This is a genomic window from Proteus mirabilis ATCC 29906 (genome assembly GCF_000160755.1).
GTDB lineage: Bacteria > Pseudomonadota > Gammaproteobacteria > Enterobacterales > Enterobacteriaceae > Proteus > Proteus mirabilis.
In genome coordinates this window covers 1,345,683-1,365,639 of record NZ_GG668576.1, presented here as the reverse complement: position 1 = coordinate 1,365,639, position 19,957 = coordinate 1,345,683, and the positions used below count along the sequence as shown (strand labels likewise).

The following is a 19,957-nucleotide window of genomic DNA, read 5'->3' as shown; positions in this document are numbered from 1 at the left end:
AACTGCTCCTGTAAGCATAAACGGATATAGCCAGAGAAACTGAGCATGATAGTATCACGCTAATACGTCAAGGAAAACGTTTGCGTAAAGAAAAATATGCTACAATAGCCGAAAAAGTATCATCTATTTAAAATGGAAATTGGATCAGTTCGATTTTATCCGAGGTGACTTTAAACATTGAGCCTTCAGTATGCCAAGCTCCTAATACACCTCGATAATGTGGTTTCCCATCAATGTCGACGGTGTGGATCGCGGGTCGATGAGTATGACCGTGGATCATCCATTGGGTATTAAATTGTTTAAAGGTATTGATAACGGCTTGAGCATTAACGTCCATTATCGCTTCAGATTTGTATTGGTTGCTACTTTGACTACGAGAGCGCATTTTTTTAGCAATACGTAATCGAATGGTCAGAGGAAGGAGTAGGAATAAGCGTTGAATAAACTTATTGTGGACTTTTTTACGATAGCGTTGATAGGCATCATCATCGGTGCAAAGTGTATCACCATGTAAGATTAAAATGCGATGTTGCTCTATCTCAAGCACTTTTTCTTGTGGTAGCAGTGTCATTCCGCTCTCTTTTGCAAAGCGAGAGCCGATTAAGAAATCGCGGTTACCATGAATAAAATAGCAGGGCACTCCCGCATTTTTTAATGCCATTAATGCTTGGGCTATGCGCTGATGTAGTGGATTAGGATCATCATCACCAATCCAAAAATCAAAAAAATCACCCAAAATATAAAGTGCATTTGCGTGGATCGCTTGCTCTTGTAAAAAGCGAAGAAAACCGGCAGTAATTGCCGGTTCGTGCTCACTTAAATGCAGATCTGCAATAAACAGGGTGCACATAAAAAGCGCTACTTATTCGCTAACAGTAACACTGTTAATGATAATATCTTCACGAGGAACATCTTGGTGGAAACCACTGCGACCAGTAGAAACGGCTTTGATTTTGTCTACAACATCCATCCCTTCAACAACTTCAGCAAATACACAATATCCCCAACCATTGGCATTTTCTGCACGGAAGTTTAAGAAGTCGTTATCTGCTACGTTGATAAAGAATTGTGCTGTTGCAGAATGTGGATCGTTGGTACGAGCCATCGCTAATGTACCACGATTATTGGCAAGACCGTTGTTTGCTTCGTTTCTTACCGGGGCTTTAGTTTCTTTTTGCTTCATACCAGGTTCAAAACCACCACCTTGGATCATAAAACCATTAATAACACGGTGGAAGATAGTGTTATCGTAGAACCCTTCTTTACAGTAATCTAAAAAATTTTCTACGGTTGCAGGTGCTTTATCTGCAAATGTTTTAATCACGATATCGCCGTAATTGGTATGAAAAGTAACCATATTCAGATCCTAGTATAATTTTAGTTTTACCCAGATGTGGGCTGAAACAATAGACCGTTTTTTTATACCACAGTTACCTTATTTAGTCAGTATTCATCTTTTGTTCATGGCGACTTTCACGCTAAAAAGCGCGAAAATAGTAATAGAAAACATTTTTCGCCAATTATTTCACCAATAAACTCAATTTGGCGCCTTACTGTTAACGATTGAACAGTGAAAATAAACGCAGAGCAGAGTAATATAAGAGGCTATTAATTGGATTACCTTTGAGTTTAGGCATTAAAACCCTTATAAAGGTAATGTTATGTGGTTATTTTTATCGCTGTAGTCGTTATTTTATATACATAAATACGTAATCAACACGTACAGTTAAAAATGGGAACGTCCTCTGATGCTAAAGATTTTTAATACTCTTACTCGACAAAAAGAAGAATTTAAACCTATCCATAAAGGAAAAATAGGTATGTACGTGTGTGGCATCACTATTTATGATTTATGTCATATTGGTCATGGACGTACATTTGTGGCATTTGATGCCATAACCCGCTATTTACGTTATTTAGGGTATGATGTGAATTATGTGCGCAATGTCACTGATGTGGATGATAAAATCATCAAGCGTGCGATTGAAAATAATGAAACTTGCGAACAATTAACGACACGTATGTTAGCGGAAATGCATAAAGATTTTGATGCATTGAATATCTTACGCCCTGATTCAGAGCCACGAGCCACACATCATATTGCAGAAATTATTGCTCTTACCGAGACATTAATTAAACGTGGTCATGCTTATGTAGCAGAAAATGGTGATGTGATGTTTGCCATTGATACCGATCCGGATTATGGCTTGCTTTCTCGTCAAGATTTAGAGCAACTACAAGCAGGGGCTCGGGTTGAAGTCGCTAACGTAAAACGCAATCCTATGGATTTCGTGCTTTGGAAAATGTCAAAACCCGGTGAACCAAGTTGGACATCACCATGGGGAGAAGGGCGACCAGGCTGGCATATTGAATGTTCAGCCATGAATGGTAAAGAATTAGGTCATCATTTTGATATTCATGGCGGTGGTTCAGATTTAATGTTCCCGCATCATGAAAATGAAATTGCACAATCAACCTGCGCTCATGATGGTCCTTATGTTAATTATTGGATGCATTCCGGTATGGTGATGGTAGACAAAGAAAAAATGTCTAAATCACTGAATAACTTTTTTACTATTCGTGATGTTCTTGCCTATTACGATGCTGAAACGGTACGTTATTTCTTATTATCAGGACACTATCGTAGCCAACTAAATTATACCGAAGAGAACTTAAAACAGGCGCGTACCGCATTAGAGCGTTTATATACTTCTTTACGTGGCACTGATGCAAATGCTCAACCTGCTGGTGGTGAAGCGTTTGAAGCGCAGTTTATTGAAGCAATGAACGATGATTTCAATACACCAGAAGCCTATTCTGTATTATTTGATTTAGCACGCGAAGTGAATCGCTTAAAAACCGTCAATATGGAGGCGGCTAATGGTTTAGCAGCGGTGTTGCGTAAATTGGCCAAAGTATTAGGCCTATTAGAGCAACAACCAGAACACTTCTTACAAAGTGGTGCGCAAGCAGACGATGCTGATGAAGTAGAAAAAATTGAAGCGTTAATTCAACAACGCAATGATGCTCGTAAGAATAAAGATTGGGCAGCTGCGGATGCCGCTCGTGATGCTTTAACAGCAATGGGAATTGTATTAGAAGATGGCCCACAAGGTACAACATGGCGTCGTAATAGCTAATATTGCTACCTATTGATAAAGCAGATAAAGTCAAAAATATCGGGTAATTATTATCCGATATTTTTTTAGATTTTTAGTGGCGTTAATTCAACTTCGGTCATCATTCTTGCCAATTGTTCACGATCAGTTATTCCAACATTAGTTTGACTGACGGCAAGAGCTGAAATTGCTGTAGCAAGACGTAAGGTATGTTCACTGGTTTGCCTCATCATCAAACCATAAATCAACCCACCTACCATAGAGTCACCGGCACCTACCGTGCTGACCACATCACATTTAGGCGGTTTTGCCATCCACGCACCAGAGGCGTTAACCCACATAGCGCCTTGTTCACCTAACGAGATAACAACATGAGCAATACCTTGCTGGCGTAATTCATGGGCAGCTTGTACTACGTCAGAGAGTTCAGGTAAGGGTCTACCTGCCCAAATTTCTAGTTCATGATGATTGGGTTTTACTAACCAAGGTAACGCTTTTAACCCCGCGACAAATGCTTCTCTGCTACTATCAAAAATAAGGCACATACATTCGCTACGTAGTCGCTTCATCCAAGCAGTAAAATCATTTAAATCAATACTTGGTGGTACACTTCCACTGACACAAATCATATCAAATTGACCCGCCCAGCTGAGTGTGTCATTTACAAAACGAGTCCAATCTTGTTTAGTGATTTCAAACCCTGAAAAGTTAAAATCAGTTACTTTACCGCTGGGTTCAGTGAGTTTGACATTGATACGTGTGCGACCTTCAACCATTTGGAAGCGATTAGCAATCCCGGCTTCACTAAACTCTTTTTGAAAGCCATCTTGATTCTCTTTACCTAAAAAACCGCCAACAGTGACATCAATACCAAGGCTTTTTAATACTTTGGCTACATTGATACCTTTACCGGCAGCATGAAATCCCGCCGTTGTTACTCGGTTAACTTCACCCAATTCAATAGGGGTACTTAATCCCACAAGATCATAAGCAGGATTTAATGTAATGGTAGCGACTCGACGTCTCATGCTTGTACCTTACCTGTAGTAAAATCATAGGTATCACTTTTCTGTTGCAAGAAAAGCAGAGAGACACCTTGGATTGGTAGGTTAAACATAAGAACTCCTATTAGATTAAGGATCAAATACAACATAAAAATTAAAAATAACGCTTCATACTTTATTATCAGGCTGAATCGTTTCAAACTATAATGTCTAATTTAGTATAAACAATGTTCTTTTGCCTAATAAAACAAAGGAAAAGTTAGATCTAAATCACGTTTTAGCATATTAAAGCGATTATTAATACGTAAAAATCATCCAACGGAATAAGGTTGCTGAAATTCTTACTACTAGCAGACTAAGTATTATTTATATAAAAAATAATAGGTTATGTAATCAATATTTAACTTATTCTTTATCAAAGCGTTAATGTGCTGAAGCGAGATAAAGTATTATCACTGATATGAATAGCAAAAATAATAACCTACTATTATTATCTTAAAATGATGCAATTAAATCAATTTAAAATCAATGGATTAGTCCACTAATTTTACAGGCTCAAATAAAAGCTCGAAAAATAGCGTGTTTAGTAAAAAAAGGGTAGAAAGATAAAAAAAGCGTTACTAAAGAGTAACGCTTGAGTAACGAGTATGATTAGCTGAACTAGTTGCTGACAGTGACAGCAAACTCACCGAGTGTGACGACTTTACCGGCAGTAATTTTACAGCGTTTACGTGTTTCTACTTCACCATCAACGCAAACGAGGCCTTCAGCAATAATATTTTTTGCAGCGGCTCCGCTTTCTGTCCAGCCTTGGAGTTTTAATAGATCACACAGTTCTACATAGGGGTGACCATCTAATTGAAATGTTTCCATTGATTAATTATTTCCTATATCAGGATCGTGATATTCTTCGCAGGCTTGCAACGTATTTTGAATCAAAGTCGCTACAGTCATTGGACCTACACCACCCGGAACAGGGGAGATCCACCCCGCGCGTTGAGAGGCTTGTGCGAAATCAACATCACCAACCACTTTACCGTTTTCAAGGCGATTAATACCGACATCAATGACAATAGCGCCAGGTTTTATCCATTCACCAGGAATAAAGTTAGGTTTACCAACTGCCACAACCACCAAATCAGCATGTTCAACATGAAAACGTAAGTCTTTAGTAAAACGATGAGTGACAGTCGTTGTACAACCTGCAAGCAGTAGCTCTAAACTCATTGGGCGACCAACAATATTTGAAGCACCAATAATTACCGCATTTAAGCCATTCATTGGAATATTGCAACGCTCTAAGAGTGTGACAATACCACGAGGGGTGCAAGGACGTAGCTTAGGTGCGCGTTGGCATAATCGACCAATATTGTAAGGATGGAAGCCATCAACATCTTTATCAGGATGAATACGTTCTAATACTTTGACGTTATCAATTCCCGCAGGTAAAGGGAGCTGCACTAAAATACCATCAATAGTATTATCTTCATTTAGAGTATCAATGAGATTGAGTAAATCTGCTTCACTTGTAGTATCCGGTAGATCGTAAGAGCGAGAGATAAATCCTACCTCATCACAAGCTTTACGTTTACTAGCAACATAGATTTGCGATGCAGGGTTATCACCGACTAAAATAACCGCTAAACCCGGTGCACGTTTTCCTATCTTAATACGTTGTTTTACTTTTTCTGCCACTTCACTTCTGATGGTCTGCGCAATCGTTTTCCCATCTATAATTCTTGCTGACATCTATACATCCAAATTATTCAATTATGGTATTGCTCTATTTTGTCAGATCATAAGCAATCTGTCAGTTGATTACTTACCATATTTTAACCATCTAGTTTGATTTTGTGGAAAAATCGTTGACTCTCAGAATGTTGAAAGTATAATTCACACCCGTTATCAGCATAAATGCTAACGTCTATTTCCCCTCTAGGCGCCCTTAGCTCAGTTGGATAGAGCAACGGCCTTCTAAGCCGTAGGTCACAGGTTCGAATCCTGTAGGGCGTACCATTTAAAATCAATGAGTTATGAGATTTTAAAAAGAAACCCGCGAGAGATGCGGGTCAAGTAACGGGTCAAATTAGCATTACCATTTTTCGCTTTTAACCCACTCTTCATAGACATGCTCTGGCTAATCTAAAAATGTGCCAGCTTTCGTTTTTTGTGGTTTTGGAAACTCCTTTCTCTTTGCATACATTCTCCATAACGTAGTTTTACTTTTCTCTGTCAACTAAATTGGGCTGTGTTGATAACAGTATTGAAACGCCACTCGATGTTAATAAACAGTCACTTATTTGGGACGACTCTGCAGTTATAGAGGACGGTTCTATTCTCGTGAGAATACGTGAGATAGAAGAAGCACAGAAAGCGGAAAAAATGCAGACAGAAAGAAGAGGAAGAAAGCTAGGATAGCATAAATAACATTCATTCATATTAATATAAAAAGATAATCACAATATAATAAATCTTTATATTGTGATTATCAATTATTCTAAAAATTAGACACCAAAGTTAAAAGTGAGAACAGCCTCCCCGATAAAATCTAAACCATTAGATAAATCTATTCCTTTTTTACTTAATTCATCTTTAGATAAAATAAAGGTGCCATTTGAATTACCATGCCTGAAATTTGATTGGAAAACTTCACCTGGAATTAGAGCCAGGGCGTTTTTATCAACGCCTGATTGTTGTTCTGATGTCCAACCATTAGTTGGCCCTTTGTATAGGACGTTGTTGTAGCTTTTTCCTGTAATAGCAACATCGTTTGCCCGTGAAATAAATGCTGGCTTACCATCGACCGTAGCATCACTCCATATGAAATCAGCCGCTCCAACTGTATTTTCAGGATTTGCTTTATCAACTAAATGAAACCATTCTGACGTATTATTAACACTTAATTCCGTGTCACCATAAGTATCAGACGCAACAAATGTTAAATATGTTTTTGCATCGCATTCAACCGTAACGACATTATGAGCTACAATGCCAGAGTAAGAGTAAATTTTCGATTGAGGGATAAGTGATGGGCTTATTCTTCCATAATCAAAAAGGACATCACTTTGTGTCGCCCCATTAATAGTACAAGTTGGCGGCTTAATATCACCGTTGATTTTTAAGTTAGCTACAGGGGATTTAGCCAATACTGGCGTTGACATTATAGCCAACATAGTAAGGCTAAGTAATACTTTTTTCATAAAATTATTCCTTTTTAGAGGATAAATAACAAAGTAATATTATATAATACACCTTCTGTTTATTTATTTAATGTTAAAAGAATATGTATTTTTAATATGTCTAATTAAGACTTTCTTAAAGTGAGTTTATTTTACTATCCGATATTCTTTAAAAGAAAGAATTAAAAATAGAGTGTTAACTTAGATGTGGTAAGTGTGGGTTTTATATTTATTAAATAAGACGTGTAATTAGATACTCTTATTTTGATGGTTTTATATTGCCATATAAATATAATTAAATTAACAAAATTTAGAACACTTATCTTTAATAAAATCCTCTTCTTTATTTTTTTGCTTGCTATAAGCCCTTGTGATGGTTAAATAGAATTGTAAATTTTTATTTAATTATCATAAGGGCTTTTTGATGAAAAAAATATTTATGGTTGCCGTTATATCTTCCTTATTAGTTGGCTGTAAGGTTGATTTAGAAACGAAAATAAATACAGATAACTTATTGTCTAGTGAGCAAAATATTGTTAAAGGAGATATTAATTTCGAAGTCTCTTCATGTAATGATTTTGAAGACTCAAGGAAAGAGTCTAAGTCATTGATAGAATTAAAAAATAAAGTTCCTGAGATTTTCAGAGATGCGGAATATGTTGAATGTTATAAGCAAAAACTTAATTCATTCGCCCATTTCTCAATACCTGTTGGTGTTGGCAAGGTTGAAGACGGCCAAAACACTGTTGATACGGATCTAATGGTCTTCTCTTACAAAGAGATATTGGCGGGGGTTTATGCTTCAGAAGGGGTAATTAAAAGGATCAAGCAAGCAGAAAAAAATTCACATCAAAAGATGGATTTTAGTATCAGCATTATTCTTATGCCCGGTAACGTGAAAATGGATAAGGTAGTTGCGTTAGGCGTGACATTTACAGGAGATACATCTAAAAATGATCCAGTATTAATAAGCAGAATTAAATTTGGCAATAAACCACTGACTTTTAAATTATCAGATGTGTCAGTAAACCAATTAATGCAATACGGTATGGTTCCATTCTTAGTAACTCCTGAATATTTCACACTATATAAGTAACAGATATATCATCATATTAAAGCCCTTTAACGGTGAGTTGGGGCTTAATTATGATGAGTAAATAGTTAGTCATTGACAAGTTGGCATTGGAATTAAAATAGTTTTTGGACACCTTAGAAAACCCATAAAGACGGTCTAAAAAATTGATATACAGAACATCAATAACGCACTGTGCACTGATAACGGGTTATTAGTCGCCAATCAATGAGGTAAAAATCTTCTGATAAATTGCACGTACAAGGCTCTGTTTTTTCAGGTTATAATCTTGAGTCGTCTTTACATTATGCTTAGCAAACTGTTTAATCGTCGCATAATTGGCTAAATCATCAGGATGTGTTGTTAACCATTGCTTGAATAATAGGTGGCGCCAATGTTCGGGACAATTTTTTCCAAATACATGTAAGTTAACCATCGGATTACTCAGTTTAAGCATACGGTGCTGATACCATGAAGGTTCACGAATAATGAGTTCATAGCCCAATGCCTCTAATTGGGGAATATAGGACGATTCATCTTTAGGATTTTCTATAATTAAATCGATATCGATTATTGGCTTAGCAGCCAATCCTGCAACCGCAGTAGATCCTATGTGCTCAATTGATAATGCTATATCTGACAATGCATTCTGAATTAACGATTTTTGTTCATTAAATTGTATAAGCCAATTAGGATTATGGGGGACAATTTCAATGTGTATTTGGGCAGGTTTCCCTTTAACCCAAGGGTTTTCCGTCGGATCACCTTCTTCAAAAGTGCAAATATCCATTTTTTGTTGTGGTGTAAATTGATCTTTAAACATGACAATATCTAATCCCATAAAATATCAAAATTAACATGTTAGGTAATGATGTTACTATTATCACTTTTACCTAAGAGCTGTAAATCGATAGTTTATTAATATTGACATAAAAAGATAATCACAATACAAAAATTAATTTCATTATATTGTGATTATCAATTATTTTTTAGGTTTAGACACCAAAGTTAAAAGTGAGAACAGCCTCGCCGATAAAATCTAATCCGTTAGAAATATCTATGCCTTTTTTATTTAATGAATCTTTAGATAAAATAAATGCAGAAGATGCTTTTCCTGCTGAAATGCTGGTAGAAAAAATCTGACCTGGCATTAAATCTAAACTATTTTTATCTACATTTTCTTGTTGTTTTGTCGTCCAACCATTAGTGACTTCTTTAACTATAACAGTTTTATTATCTGAAAAACCTACCGTTGCATCATTTGCCCGGCTAATAAATGCGGGTTTTCCATCTACAGTCACATTGTACCAAACGAATAGTATTCCCCCCACGGAAGTGTCTACCTGGTCTTTATTAACCAGGTGAAATATCCCACTAGCTTTAGTTTTACTGGTTTGATCAAGATCAAGCTGACTGTTTACATAAGTATCAGTGGCTTTAAATGTAAGATAAGTGTTTGCATCGCATTCAATAGTGACGTTAGTCGAGGTTGTATTATGAGGATATATATAATTTGATGATTTAGGGATCAGCGATGGACTAATTTTACCTAAATCAAAAATAACATCACTTTGTGTTGCGCCATTAATAGTACAAGTTGGTGGTTTGATATCACCATTGATTTTCAAATTAGCGATAGGCGTTTTAGCCAATACTGGCGTTGATATTACAGTCAGCATAACAAGACTGAGTAATGTTTTTTTCATATAATTATTCCTTTTTATAAAGTAGACAACAAACTAATATACATATGATACACCTTTTATTTATTTAATTAATAATGAGTAAGTATATATTTCTAATTTCTCTAATTAAGACTTTCTTAATTTGATGTTATTTTAATAGTAGGTTTTATTTAAATAATTCAAGTTGAACTTTTTATTTTTAATAGGTTGGATGTGGCAGTGAAATTATGATAAATAACGTATCTTATTTTGATTTTTTTATTTTAACTCTATAATCTTCCTATCAATATTTAATTAAATTAATAATTCATTTAAATAGAACTCGATAATAAGTATTTATTATAGGCATAATAGATAGCGACATTATGCCACAATAATGTATAACTCATATATGATTTGACGTATGTGTTTGATGGGGGTATTTTTAAGCTAAAGATCGTAAAGGGGGATACATGAAACCATTACAACTGTTTAAAATTTTAGGTGATCAAACCAGACTAGATATCGTATTGCTTTTAAAAGCATCTGGTGAGCTATGTGTTTGTGATATCTATACTGCGTTAAATTTATCGCAACCCAAGACATCTCGACACTTAGCTATGCTGAGAGAGTCGGGTCTTTTGCTCGATTCGAAGCAAGGCAAATGGGTTCATTATCGATTATCTCCTGTATTACTGCCGTGGGTGAAAAGTATCATTGATATAACTTATACCACAGAGAAAAATAGAGTTGCAGATTTACTCAAGATCCTAGAGAAAAAAGAGTCTGGTCATCGTTGTTCTGTGTAAAAAATTTAACTAAATATATTCGAAAAAACATATATGATTAGGTGTGTGTGAATGCACCTTTTAAACGAGGTTGTTATGTTTGTTGCTGCATTAATTTTTGTTTTAACGATCACCTTGGTTATCTGGCAGCCGAAAGGGTTGGGTATTGGTTGGAGTGCAACGGCCGGCGCTATATTGGCACTCCTTTTTGGTGTGATCAGTTTTCAAGATATTCCGACTGTTTGGAACATTGTGTGGAATGCCACAGCGACATTTGTTGCAGTAATTATTATTAGCCTACTTTTAGATGAAAGTGGCTTTTTTGAATGGGCGGCATTACATGTTGCCAAGTGGGGTGGTGGGAAAGGAAGATTACTATTCAGTTATATCGTGCTACTTGGTGCAATGGTTGCTGCTTTATTTGCTAATGATGGTGCAGCATTGATACTAACACCTATTGTGATTGCGATGTTACTTGCACTTGGTTTCAACAAAGGTACGACATTAGCCTTTGTTATGGCAGCTGGGTTTATCGCAGACACAGCGAGCTTGCCGCTGATTGTTTCGAACCTCGTGAATATCGTTTCTGCGGACTTCTTTAATATTGGATTTACTGAATATGCATCAATTATGGTGCCAGTCGATATTGCGGGAATTGTTGCAACGCTTGTGATGCTACATTGGTTTTTCCGTAAAGATATTCCTAACCAATATGATGTTAAAAAGCTGAGTGAGCCAGCTTTAGCTATTAAGGATATGACTACGTTTAAAGCAGGTTGGCTTGTATTGTTGTTATTGCTCATTGGTTTTTTTATTTTAGAGCCATTAGGCATTCCTGTTAGTGCAATAGCGGCAATTGGCGCTTTAATTCTTTGGGTAATTGCAGCCAAAGGCCGTACGATTAATACTAAAAAAGTGTTGCGTGGCGCACCGTGGCAAATCGTCATTTTCTCTTTAGGTATGTACTTGGTTGTTTATGGTTTAAGAAATGCAGGATTAACTAATTATCTTTCTGAAATACTTAATTACCTTGCTGATAAAGGGTTATGGATAGCAACAATTGGTACGGGATTTATTACCGCCTTTTTATCATCAATAATGAATAATATGCCAACGGTATTAATTGGTGCTCTATCCATTGAAGGAAGTGACGCGACAGGGGTAATTCAACAAGCGATGATTTATGCCAATGTGATTGGTGCTGATTTGGGGCCAAAAATTACACCAATAGGTAGCTTGGCAACATTATTGTGGCTACATGTTTTATCACAAAAAAATATGACGATCACATGGGGATATTATTTCAAAACAGGGATCATCATGACTATCCCTGTGCTCATTGTTACACTCGTTGCTTTAGTGCTTCGGCTTTCACTGTTTAATTAAGAGCAACACAGTGACTATCACCTGTTAAATTGTGACGTTTTGCTCTATCAACTTGTTTTGATTCGTAATAGTGGCGTTGCCAAATGATAAATAATCATCGGTTCAACGCCACTTATTAAATATAGTATTTTTAGATCTCAATTATTTTTGTACCAATCAATGTCGCTTTTCCACCAACTTGAACGCGAGTGACGTTTTTTGCTGTCGAATCAATAAATACGTCAATTAAAGAAGAGCATTGCATTGCTCTACCTTGTTCGAACAAAAATTGCCTTTTGTTTGGCAAAAGGTGATGAACAAGATAACACCCTAAAGCACCGCTTGAGCTACCTGTGGCTGATTCTTCGTTAATGCCATAGCGTGGTGCAAAGTTTCGGCAGTGGGCAGTAATATTTTGATCATGACTAAGTTCAAAGACATGAAAGCCGATAGTATCAAATTTATGGCTTAAAGCAGTGATAGCTTGATAGTCAGGCTGTAAAGCATCTAAATAGCTAAATTGTACGGGAACAAAAATATCGTTTAATCCTGTTGAGACAATCTCTATTGGTAAATCTGTCTTTTCTATCACTTCAGGTAGAATGCCCAGCGCCTTTGCGACATCGTTAACACAAGGCCCCTTACGGGTAATAGGAAGCGTTTGTTCCATCACAATATTATCGTGATTAATGGTAACGGTTAAAATTCCTGCCTTGGTTTTTTGGCTATAATCGCCAGGTTTGAGTAACTTAAGCGATGACAGAGTGAAAAAAACCGCTAATGTTGCATGCCCACAAAAATCAACTTCTCCTTCAGCAGTAAAAAAATCTACTTTAAAATCAGTGTCATCACCCGAATAGACAAATGCCGTTTCAGAAAATCCAACTTGTTGAGCAATGGCGATTTTTTGTTCTGTCGTTAGCTTGGGAGGATTGAGAACGACTCCGGCAGGGTTGCCACCGCAATGATCACGAGTAAATGAGTTTACCAAGTATACCTTGATACTGTTTTTCATTGATTGTGCGACTTGATTTTGCATTTACTCACCGTGTTTGAGGCTAACCGATTGATTTATAGTTATTAAATAATGGGATAGCAGTACTTAATAGATAATTAATTTTGATGATGGGTAGGGCGTTATTTTTTAAGCAATTTGAATTATATAAATATCTAGTCTGAAAGAACAACACACTATTGAAATAAGCATCAATACGCATCTCTAAAATAGAGGAAAAGATTAACATTATTCCAACGTTATTTATCTGCCTGAATATTCTTTGATCAAAAAGTGCGTTAATAGATGAAATTATATTAACACCGCTATGATAAAAAACGCCATGATAATAGCTTTTTTAGTGAAAAATTTTGTATCAATAGTTATTTTTCTATCAGTTATTATGAACTTGATTTATATAAACCTAATGAAAATATTAAATTTTTTATTAAAAAAATTATTTTAATCCAATAATGCCTTAAATATTAACATCTTGAATCAATTGCTTACATTTTGAATATATTAGCTCATTCATATACTATTCACCAAAAAAATAATCACAACTGGTTTACTATTGCGTTACAAATAGAATAAAATGCCGTGATTATATAATGATAATTATTCACTGCATGAAAGGAATTGTTTCGAAATGGCAATAAGTAGAAGAAAATTTATTCTTGGTGGCACAGTGGTTGCTGTTGCTGCAGGCGCTGGGGTTTTAACACCTATGTTAACGCGAGAAGGGCGTTTTGTTCCTGGTACGCCGAGACATGGTTTTGTTGAGGGAACTGGCGGTCCATTACCGAAACAAGATGATGTTGTTGTAATTGGTGCGGGTATTTTAGGTATCATGACCGCGATTAACCTTGCTGAGCGTGGCTTATCTGTCACAATCGTTGAAAAAGGAAATATTGCCGGCGAACAATCATCTCGATTCTATGGTCAAGCTATTAGCTATAAAATGCCAGATGAAACCTTCTTATTACATCACCTCGGGAAGCACCGCTGGCGTGAGATGAACGCTAAAGTTGGTATTGATACCACTTATCGTACACAAGGTCGTGTAGAAGTTCCTTTAGATGAAGAAGATTTAGAAAACGTAAGAAAATGGATTGATGCTAAAAGCAAAGATGTTGGCTCAGACATTCCATTTAGAACAAAAATGATTGAAGGCGCTGAGTTAAAACAGCGTTTACGTGGCGCTACCACTGATTGGAAAATTGCTGGTTTCGAAGAAGACTCAGGAAGTTTCGATCCTGAAGTTGCGACTTTTGTGATGGCAGAATATGCCAAAAAAATGGGTATCAAAATTTTCACAAACTGTGCAGCCCGTGGTTTAGAAACGCAAGCTGGTGTTATTTCTGATGTTGTAACAGAAAAAGGACCAATTAAAACCTCTCGTGTTGTTGTCGCCGGTGGTGTTTGGTCACGTTTATTTATGCAGAACCTAAATGTTGATGTACCAACATTACCTGCTTATCAATCACAGCAATTAATTAGCGCAGCACCAAATGCGCCAGGTGGAAACGTTGCTTTACCCGGCGGAATTTTCTTTCGTGAACAAGCGGATGGAACGTATGCAACTTCTCCTCGTGTCATTGTTGCTCCGGTAGTAAAAGAATCATTTACTTACGGCTATAAATATTTACCTCTGCTGGCTTTACCTGATTTCCCAGTACATATTTCGTTAAATGAGCAGTTGATTAATTCCTTTATGCAATCAACACATTGGGATCTTAATGAAGAGTCGCCATTTGAAAAATATCGTGATATGACCGCTCTGCCTGATCTGCCAGAATTAAATGCCTCACTGGAAAAACTGAAAAAAGAGTTCCCAGCATTTAAAGAATCAACGTTAATTGATCAGTGGAGTGGTGCGATGGCGATTGCACCAGATGAAAACCCAATTATCTCTGATGTTAAAGAGTATCCAGGTCTAGTTATTAATACTGCAACAGGTTGGGGAATGACTGAAAGCCCTGTATCAGCAGAAATTACAGCAGATTTATTATTAGGCAAAAAACCAGTATTAGATGCCAAACCATTTAGTCTGTATCGTTTCTAACTCTTTTTTTTGATAAGAAATGAAAGCCCTCTAATAAACCGCTCTGTTATTAACGGCGGTTTAAAAAGAGGGCTTAGTTATTTAATATTTAGTCAAGGTAAGACAACGGCCAATGTTTAAAGTAAATGTGATTAGCTTGCCAATCTACTTTTTCTACATTGTCACTGAGCAAATATTTAGCTACCGTAAAGGCAAATTCAAAGCTAACACCTAATCCTTTGGCACTGATAAATTTCCCATCAACAACAACATCTTGGTCAAGATAATGACCATCATCATATTTATCAGCAAGTTTATCACCAGTGCTGTAATAACGACCTTCAAGAAGATGATGTGCTGCTAATACTTTTGCACCGGAAGAGCATAGAGCACAAATGTATTTGTCTTGTGCAATATGGCGTTTAATAAAATCAATCACGAGTGAATTTGCACATAGACGATCTGTACCTTTAGGACCACCCGGCATCATTACTGCGTCATAACTGTGTGTGAATTTTTCGGTTAATAGGTAATCAGCACTGATCTTAGTGTTAAAATAGGTGTTTAATACCAGTGTATCCATGCAAGAAAGTACATCTACATGAATATCAAGGCGACGCATGATATCAATAAAAACAACCGCTTCACCTTCTTCAAAACCATCAGCCAATAAAACGGCAACCTGTTTCATTTTGTTTATCCTTTATTCTTAAGTAATGAATGGATATTTTGAATATTGCGAGCAATAGTCTGTTTGTCTTGATTATCAATTGCCTCAGTAGTAGCAATCCAACTGCCACCACATGCGATAACTTGCCCGATAGCGAGGTAATCACTAACATTGTTTAGACTAATTCCTCCAGTAGGCATAAATTGAACTTGAGAGTAAGGTGCCGCCATTGCTTTTAGCATTTTTACTCCACCAGAAGCTTCTGCTGGGAAAAATTTTAGCAAGGTTAAACCCCGCTCAAGAGCAACTTCAATTTGGCTTGGGTTATTTATTCCAGGCACAATATCAATGCCATTATGAAGGCAATAATCGACGGTTTTTGGATTATAACCGGGAGAAATAACAAAGCTTGCACCCGCTTCTTTTGCTATATCAGCTTGTTGCGCTGTTAATACGGTACCCGCACAAAGAATAAGCTCAGGAAAGTGTTCTCTCATCAGCTTTATTGCTTTGGCGGCTGCTGGAGTACGAAAGGTAATTTCAGCAATAGGTAATTGATTTTGGGTTAGTATTTCACCCAGCCAAATTGCATCTTCGGCGCGATTAATTTGGATCACGGGGATCACTTTCAGTACTGAAAGTGTATCAACAATTGACTGTCTCATGGTTATCCTTGATGAGTGAATAGAATGAATCAGTGATGTTATGGGGAATAATGGCGCCATGATGTTGGATAACTAATCCTGCTAATGTATTTCCCCATAAACAACATGTAGGCAAAGGGTAGTTTTGTAGCCATGCAGCAATAAAACCAGCATTAAAAGAATCCCCGGCTGCTGTAGTGTCTATGACATGCTGTATCGGTTTGGGGTAGATATAACCGGTATTTTCACCATCAGACCAGAAAGCCCCTTTTGCTCCTAGTTTAACAATGACGTTTTTATTGCCCCATTGATGAAGGCGTTCGACAATTTTTTGCTCAGTAAGGCTGGGTTGTTGCCAGAGAGCTTGTTCATCATCTCCGGTGACTAAAGCGATATCACTGAGTCGATATAGTTTTTCGAACCACTCTTGCGCATGAGGTATTAGATCCCATAAACGAGGCCGAAAGTTTGAATCGACAATTAAGGTGAGCCCTCGCTGTTTAAGGCGGATTAATTGCGTGATTAACGCTTCTTTTCCTTTCGGCGTTAAAATGGCCAGTGAAATACCACTAAGATAGATAACACTATCGTCGGGCAAGGTATCTAGATGTGTTGCAAAACGGTTGTCCGTTGCAATATAACGTGCAGCAGCATCACTACGCCAATAATGGAAGCTACGCTCACCACAAGTATCAATTTCAATGGCATATAAACCGGGAAGTTTTTCGGGAATGGTGATCACTGACTGGCAGTTGATCCCCTCTTTTTCCCATGCTTTTTGCATTAAGGCACTGTAATTATCAGTGCCTAAACCTGTTATATATTGCGGATGTAATGTAGGAATGAGGCGCGCTAAATACAGTGCTGTATTTAATGTATCGCCCCCAAAACGCTGTTGTTGTGGCAAAAAAGGTTGGCCACTTAGCTCTATCATACATTCGCCAATAATGGCGACAGTTCTATTTATTTTCACAGTTTCCCATCACTTTTACAGACGCGAATTTTATCTGCAACCACCGCTTTCATCGCCGCTTTACCTGGCACTAGATAATGGCGAGGATCACTGGCATCAGGATTATCTAAAAAGTACTGCTTAATTGCGTTAGAGAAAGCAATTTTAAGTTCGGTTGCTACGTTAACTTTGCAAATACCTAAGTCGATACAATGACGTACATCAGTATCAGGAATACCTGACGCGCCATGTAGTACTAAAGGGATCTCTGTTTTTTGGCGGATGGCATGTAGACGATCAAAATCAAGATGTGGTTCATGTTTATACATACCATGTGCTGTACCAATCGCCACTGCTAATGAGTCAATTCCCGTGGCTTTGATAAATTGTACTGCTGAATCAGGATCGGTAAATAGCGCATCTTTCGCATCAACGATTAAATCGTCTTCTTGCCCACCAAGACGACCTAATTCAGCTTCTACGGTGCAATCCCAATAATGACAGAAATTGACGACCTCTTTAACCAGGCGAATGTTTTCTTCAAAAGGAAAATGAGAAGCATCGATCATGGCTGATCGCACCCCCGAAATCACTTTATTGCAAATATCAGGAATATTTTCATGATGATCTAAATGTAGTGCTACTGGGATGCGATATTGTTCAGCCGCTTGCTGGCAAATCGAAATTAAATAATCACTACCAGCATAAGCAAACGTGCTAGGTGTGCCTGCTAAGATCACAGGTGATGCCATTTCAGCCGCAGTTTCCATTACCACTTGGATAGTTTCCAAGTTATGAATGTTAAAAGCGGGCACAGCATAGTTTTCATGCTGTGCTTTATTGAGCATATTACGAGTAGAAACCAGATACATGTTTGCCTCTCATCTTTCGTTTAATTACGATTAATAATAAACGAAAGAAATAGAAAGGTAAAAGATCTAAATCACATTTTTATTCCCTTCGCACCGAAAGCAAATGAAAGTAAGTCAGAAGAAATGTGTCATTTTAGAACTGTAACTGGTGACTCCTTTGCGTAATAGGTTGTTTTTAGGGCGTCTTGATTGTCCAATTACAGTTTCTGTGATTTTTTGTACTCGCGTTTGTTTTTCTAAACGGCGAGTTAAAGGTGATTGTTGTTGTGTATAATCCTCTCGAAAAATAACACTGACTTCTTGTGTTGCTTTCACCCCGATAATTGATGCTTGGATAGCGGGTATTTCGAAACGAAAGTCATTTTTTTCGATAGGTAAAGGAAGTGATGGTGCTTGCCATAAATTAATACGATCAGCACAATAAAGAGCGATAATGACAGCCCGTAATGACCAAAAAGAGCTTGCTGGACCACTGTAATTATCAACTAAACGAGCATCATGATTAAATAGCCCTTGAGTGGGAGCGCCATTTTTGAGTGCACCTTGAGAAATAAAATAACGTAAGCTGCTTTCAAAAGCCCGTTTAGCCTCTCCAACTTTGACAAAAGGGCATTGTAAATCAACGCCTGCGAGTAATGGCGCAGAAACAGCAAGACGATAACAAGCACTACGACCAAAAAAAGGAATACCTTTTGGGGTGATAAAATAAAGGTAGTGTTGATTAAAATTATTCAGGGATTGAGTAATAAAATCATGATCAAATTGTGGATCAATTTGCGCTAGCCAATAAAGAGAATAATAAAATCCCCACGCATTGTAGTAATCATAATTACCTTTTGCCCCATCACGAAACCATCCATCACCGACATAAAATTCTTTTAATCTTTCATAACGCCAATGGGCAATGGTATCTTTACCTGTCAGTGCTTTAATAACAAATTGGACGGTTAGTGGGAAAAAATGCCAGTTATTATCAACAATTTCGCAGTGATTAACTTGTTCAAACCAGTTAATTATTTGCTGTTTGATCTCCGAAGATAACGTATCCCAAACCCATTCACGGCTGATCCAAAGAGTAAGAGCGAGATCAGATGCCTCACAAATTCGTTGATCGTAATTTTCAAGTTTTCCCCAATAGCCTTTATGAAGAGGATCTGTTCCATGAATAAAGCTTTGTTTTATCATTGAGGGTAAATGGTAAATTTGCTGGTTTAAACCTAGTAATGTGCTTTTTTTGCTATTTACTGTCCATGCGGCAAGTAAAGGAAGTACTCGACTAACCCCTTCTAGCGCATCGGTTCTGACGGTTTGTTGGCCAGGACTACCGGGGTAATAGGCATGGGAATAACCCCAAACCTGATAGTGATGAAAAGCTTCTGTAATATACTGAGTAAGTCTTTCACAGAGCGAAAAAAGAGAGTGTGTTTCATCCTTAAAAAAATCAGCAATAGCATTATCATGACGGTGATAAGCCGATTTTCTGACTAATCGCCGGATTATGTTTTCTTTAAATAAGCGTTGATAAATTTTTACATCAGGGTGCTCATAAGGCAGTTTAGGCCGTGGTTTAGATGCAATTTCAATAACCAT

At 37.2% G+C, this 19,957-nt stretch carries 20 protein-coding genes and 1 tRNA gene; 7 read left to right on the top strand and 14 right to left on the bottom strand.

From position 1 onward, the window contains the following. Window positions 1-127 precede the first annotated feature (127 nt). Together HMPREF0693_RS06140 and ppiB are read right to left on the bottom strand one after the other, a co-directional pair. Window positions 128-850, bottom strand: a complete 723-nt coding sequence (locus tag HMPREF0693_RS06140) for a UDP-2,3-diacylglucosamine diphosphatase (RefSeq protein WP_004244250.1) — start codon at window positions 848-850, stop codon at window positions 128-130. 12 nt (window positions 851-862) lie between these two features. After that, window positions 863-1,357 (bottom strand): peptidylprolyl isomerase B, encoded by a 495-nt coding sequence (gene ppiB, locus HMPREF0693_RS06135; protein ID WP_004244249.1) that lies wholly within the window; start codon window positions 1,355-1,357, stop codon window positions 863-865. 391 nt (window positions 1,358-1,748) lie between these two features. On the opposite strand from ppiB, the gene cysS reads away from it, so the two are divergent. Next, complete coding sequence (gene cysS / locus HMPREF0693_RS06130; RefSeq protein WP_004244247.1) at window positions 1,749-3,140, top strand: cysteine--tRNA ligase; 1,392 nt, start codon at window positions 1,749-1,751, stop codon at window positions 3,138-3,140. A 65-nt stretch (window positions 3,141-3,205) separates the two neighbouring features. Here the strand turns inward: cysS and fruK are convergent, their stop codons facing one another. The 3 genes from fruK to folD all read right to left on the bottom strand — a co-directional run bounded on the left by fruK (window position 3,206) and on the right by folD (window position 5,872). Beyond that, entirely contained in the window at window positions 3,206-4,147 is a 942-nt protein-coding gene (gene fruK, locus HMPREF0693_RS06125; RefSeq protein WP_004244246.1) for a 1-phosphofructokinase, read from the bottom strand. A 636-nt stretch (window positions 4,148-4,783) separates the two neighbouring features. Next, a complete protein-coding gene (gene ybcJ / locus HMPREF0693_RS06120) occupies window positions 4,784-4,996 on the bottom strand; it encodes a ribosome-associated protein YbcJ (RefSeq protein WP_004244244.1) in 213 nt (70 codons plus the stop codon). Between the two features lie 3 nt (window positions 4,997-4,999). Then, the gene (gene folD, locus HMPREF0693_RS06115) at window positions 5,000-5,872 is read right to left on the bottom strand and encodes a bifunctional methylenetetrahydrofolate dehydrogenase/methenyltetrahydrofolate cyclohydrolase FolD (RefSeq protein ID WP_004244243.1); all 873 of its coding nucleotides are present in this window, start codon (window positions 5,870-5,872) and stop codon (window positions 5,000-5,002) included. A gap of 190 nt (window positions 5,873-6,062) precedes the next feature. On the opposite strand from folD, the gene HMPREF0693_RS06110 reads away from it, so the two are divergent. Both HMPREF0693_RS06110 and HMPREF0693_RS19860 read left to right on the top strand, forming a co-directional pair. Next, window positions 6,063-6,139 (top strand) — tRNA-Arg (locus HMPREF0693_RS06110). A gap of 225 nt (window positions 6,140-6,364) precedes the next feature. Further along, window positions 6,365-6,541, top strand: coding sequence for a phage tail fiber protein (locus tag HMPREF0693_RS19860; protein ID WP_004244242.1), 177 nt, complete (start codon window positions 6,365-6,367; stop codon window positions 6,539-6,541). Between the two features lie 86 nt (window positions 6,542-6,627). Here HMPREF0693_RS19860 and HMPREF0693_RS06105 read toward each other — a convergent pair whose 3' ends face one another. Further along, complete coding sequence (locus HMPREF0693_RS06105; protein WP_004244241.1) at window positions 6,628-7,323, bottom strand: type 1 fimbrial protein; 696 nt, start codon at window positions 7,321-7,323, stop codon at window positions 6,628-6,630. 403 nt (window positions 7,324-7,726) lie between these two features. Here HMPREF0693_RS06105 and HMPREF0693_RS06100 point away from each other — a divergent pair, with 403 nt between their 5' ends. Continuing rightward, window positions 7,727-8,398: a DUF7424 family protein gene (locus HMPREF0693_RS06100; RefSeq protein ID WP_004244239.1), complete on the top strand. Its 672-nt coding sequence runs from the start codon at window positions 7,727-7,729 to the stop codon at window positions 8,396-8,398. 190 nt (window positions 8,399-8,588) lie between these two features. Here HMPREF0693_RS06100 and HMPREF0693_RS06095 read toward each other — a convergent pair whose 3' ends face one another. Further along, window positions 8,589-9,215, bottom strand: a complete 627-nt coding sequence (locus HMPREF0693_RS06095; RefSeq protein WP_004244234.1) for a GrpB family protein — start codon at window positions 9,213-9,215, stop codon at window positions 8,589-8,591. A 154-nt stretch (window positions 9,216-9,369) separates the two neighbouring features. Next, window positions 9,370-10,080, bottom strand: a complete 711-nt coding sequence (locus HMPREF0693_RS06090) for a fimbrial protein (RefSeq protein ID WP_004244233.1) — start codon at window positions 10,078-10,080, stop codon at window positions 9,370-9,372. A gap of 431 nt (window positions 10,081-10,511) precedes the next feature. Here HMPREF0693_RS06090 and HMPREF0693_RS06085 point away from each other — a divergent pair, with 431 nt between their 5' ends. Next, the gene (locus HMPREF0693_RS06085; protein ID WP_004244232.1) at window positions 10,512-10,847 is read left to right on the top strand and encodes a metalloregulator ArsR/SmtB family transcription factor; all 336 of its coding nucleotides are present in this window, start codon (window positions 10,512-10,514) and stop codon (window positions 10,845-10,847) included. A 75-nt stretch (window positions 10,848-10,922) separates the two neighbouring features. Continuing rightward, window positions 10,923-12,212 carry an arsenic transporter gene (locus HMPREF0693_RS06080; RefSeq protein WP_012368266.1) on the top strand — a complete coding sequence of 430 codons (1,290 nt, stop codon included), beginning with the start codon at window positions 10,923-10,925 and terminating at the stop codon, window positions 12,210-12,212. A 130-nt stretch (window positions 12,213-12,342) separates the two neighbouring features. Here HMPREF0693_RS06080 and HMPREF0693_RS06075 read toward each other — a convergent pair whose 3' ends face one another. Further along, complete coding sequence (locus tag HMPREF0693_RS06075; RefSeq protein WP_004244227.1) at window positions 12,343-13,230, bottom strand: PhzF family phenazine biosynthesis protein; 888 nt, start codon at window positions 13,228-13,230, stop codon at window positions 12,343-12,345. A gap of 604 nt (window positions 13,231-13,834) precedes the next feature. On the opposite strand from HMPREF0693_RS06075, the gene HMPREF0693_RS06070 reads away from it, so the two are divergent. After that, complete coding sequence (locus HMPREF0693_RS06070; protein ID WP_004244224.1) at window positions 13,835-15,250, top strand: NAD(P)/FAD-dependent oxidoreductase; 1,416 nt, start codon at window positions 13,835-13,837, stop codon at window positions 15,248-15,250. Between the two features lie 88 nt (window positions 15,251-15,338). On the opposite strand, the gene HMPREF0693_RS06065 is transcribed toward HMPREF0693_RS06070, so the two are convergent. From HMPREF0693_RS06065 to HMPREF0693_RS06045, 5 genes are all read right to left on the bottom strand, one after another. Beyond that, window positions 15,339-15,920, bottom strand: a complete 582-nt coding sequence (locus HMPREF0693_RS06065; protein ID WP_004244223.1) for a DJ-1/PfpI family protein — start codon at window positions 15,918-15,920, stop codon at window positions 15,339-15,341. A gap of 5 nt (window positions 15,921-15,925) precedes the next feature. Beyond that, entirely contained in the window at window positions 15,926-16,564 is a 639-nt protein-coding gene (locus HMPREF0693_RS06060; RefSeq protein WP_004244222.1) for a bifunctional 4-hydroxy-2-oxoglutarate aldolase/2-dehydro-3-deoxy-phosphogluconate aldolase, read from the bottom strand. Further along, window positions 16,545-17,516, bottom strand: a complete 972-nt coding sequence (locus HMPREF0693_RS06055) for a sugar kinase (protein WP_004244221.1) — start codon at window positions 17,514-17,516, stop codon at window positions 16,545-16,547. The genes HMPREF0693_RS06060 and HMPREF0693_RS06055 overlap by 20 nt, the downstream gene beginning before the upstream one ends. Continuing rightward, window positions 17,513-18,367 carry a tagatose bisphosphate family class II aldolase gene (locus HMPREF0693_RS06050; RefSeq protein WP_004248618.1) on the bottom strand — a complete coding sequence of 285 codons (855 nt, stop codon included), beginning with the start codon at window positions 18,365-18,367 and terminating at the stop codon, window positions 17,513-17,515. The genes HMPREF0693_RS06055 and HMPREF0693_RS06050 overlap by 4 nt, the downstream gene beginning before the upstream one ends. Window positions 18,368-18,481: 114 nt before the next feature. Next, complete coding sequence (locus HMPREF0693_RS06045) at window positions 18,482-19,957, bottom strand: DUF2264 domain-containing protein (protein WP_004244217.1); 1,476 nt, start codon at window positions 19,955-19,957, stop codon at window positions 18,482-18,484.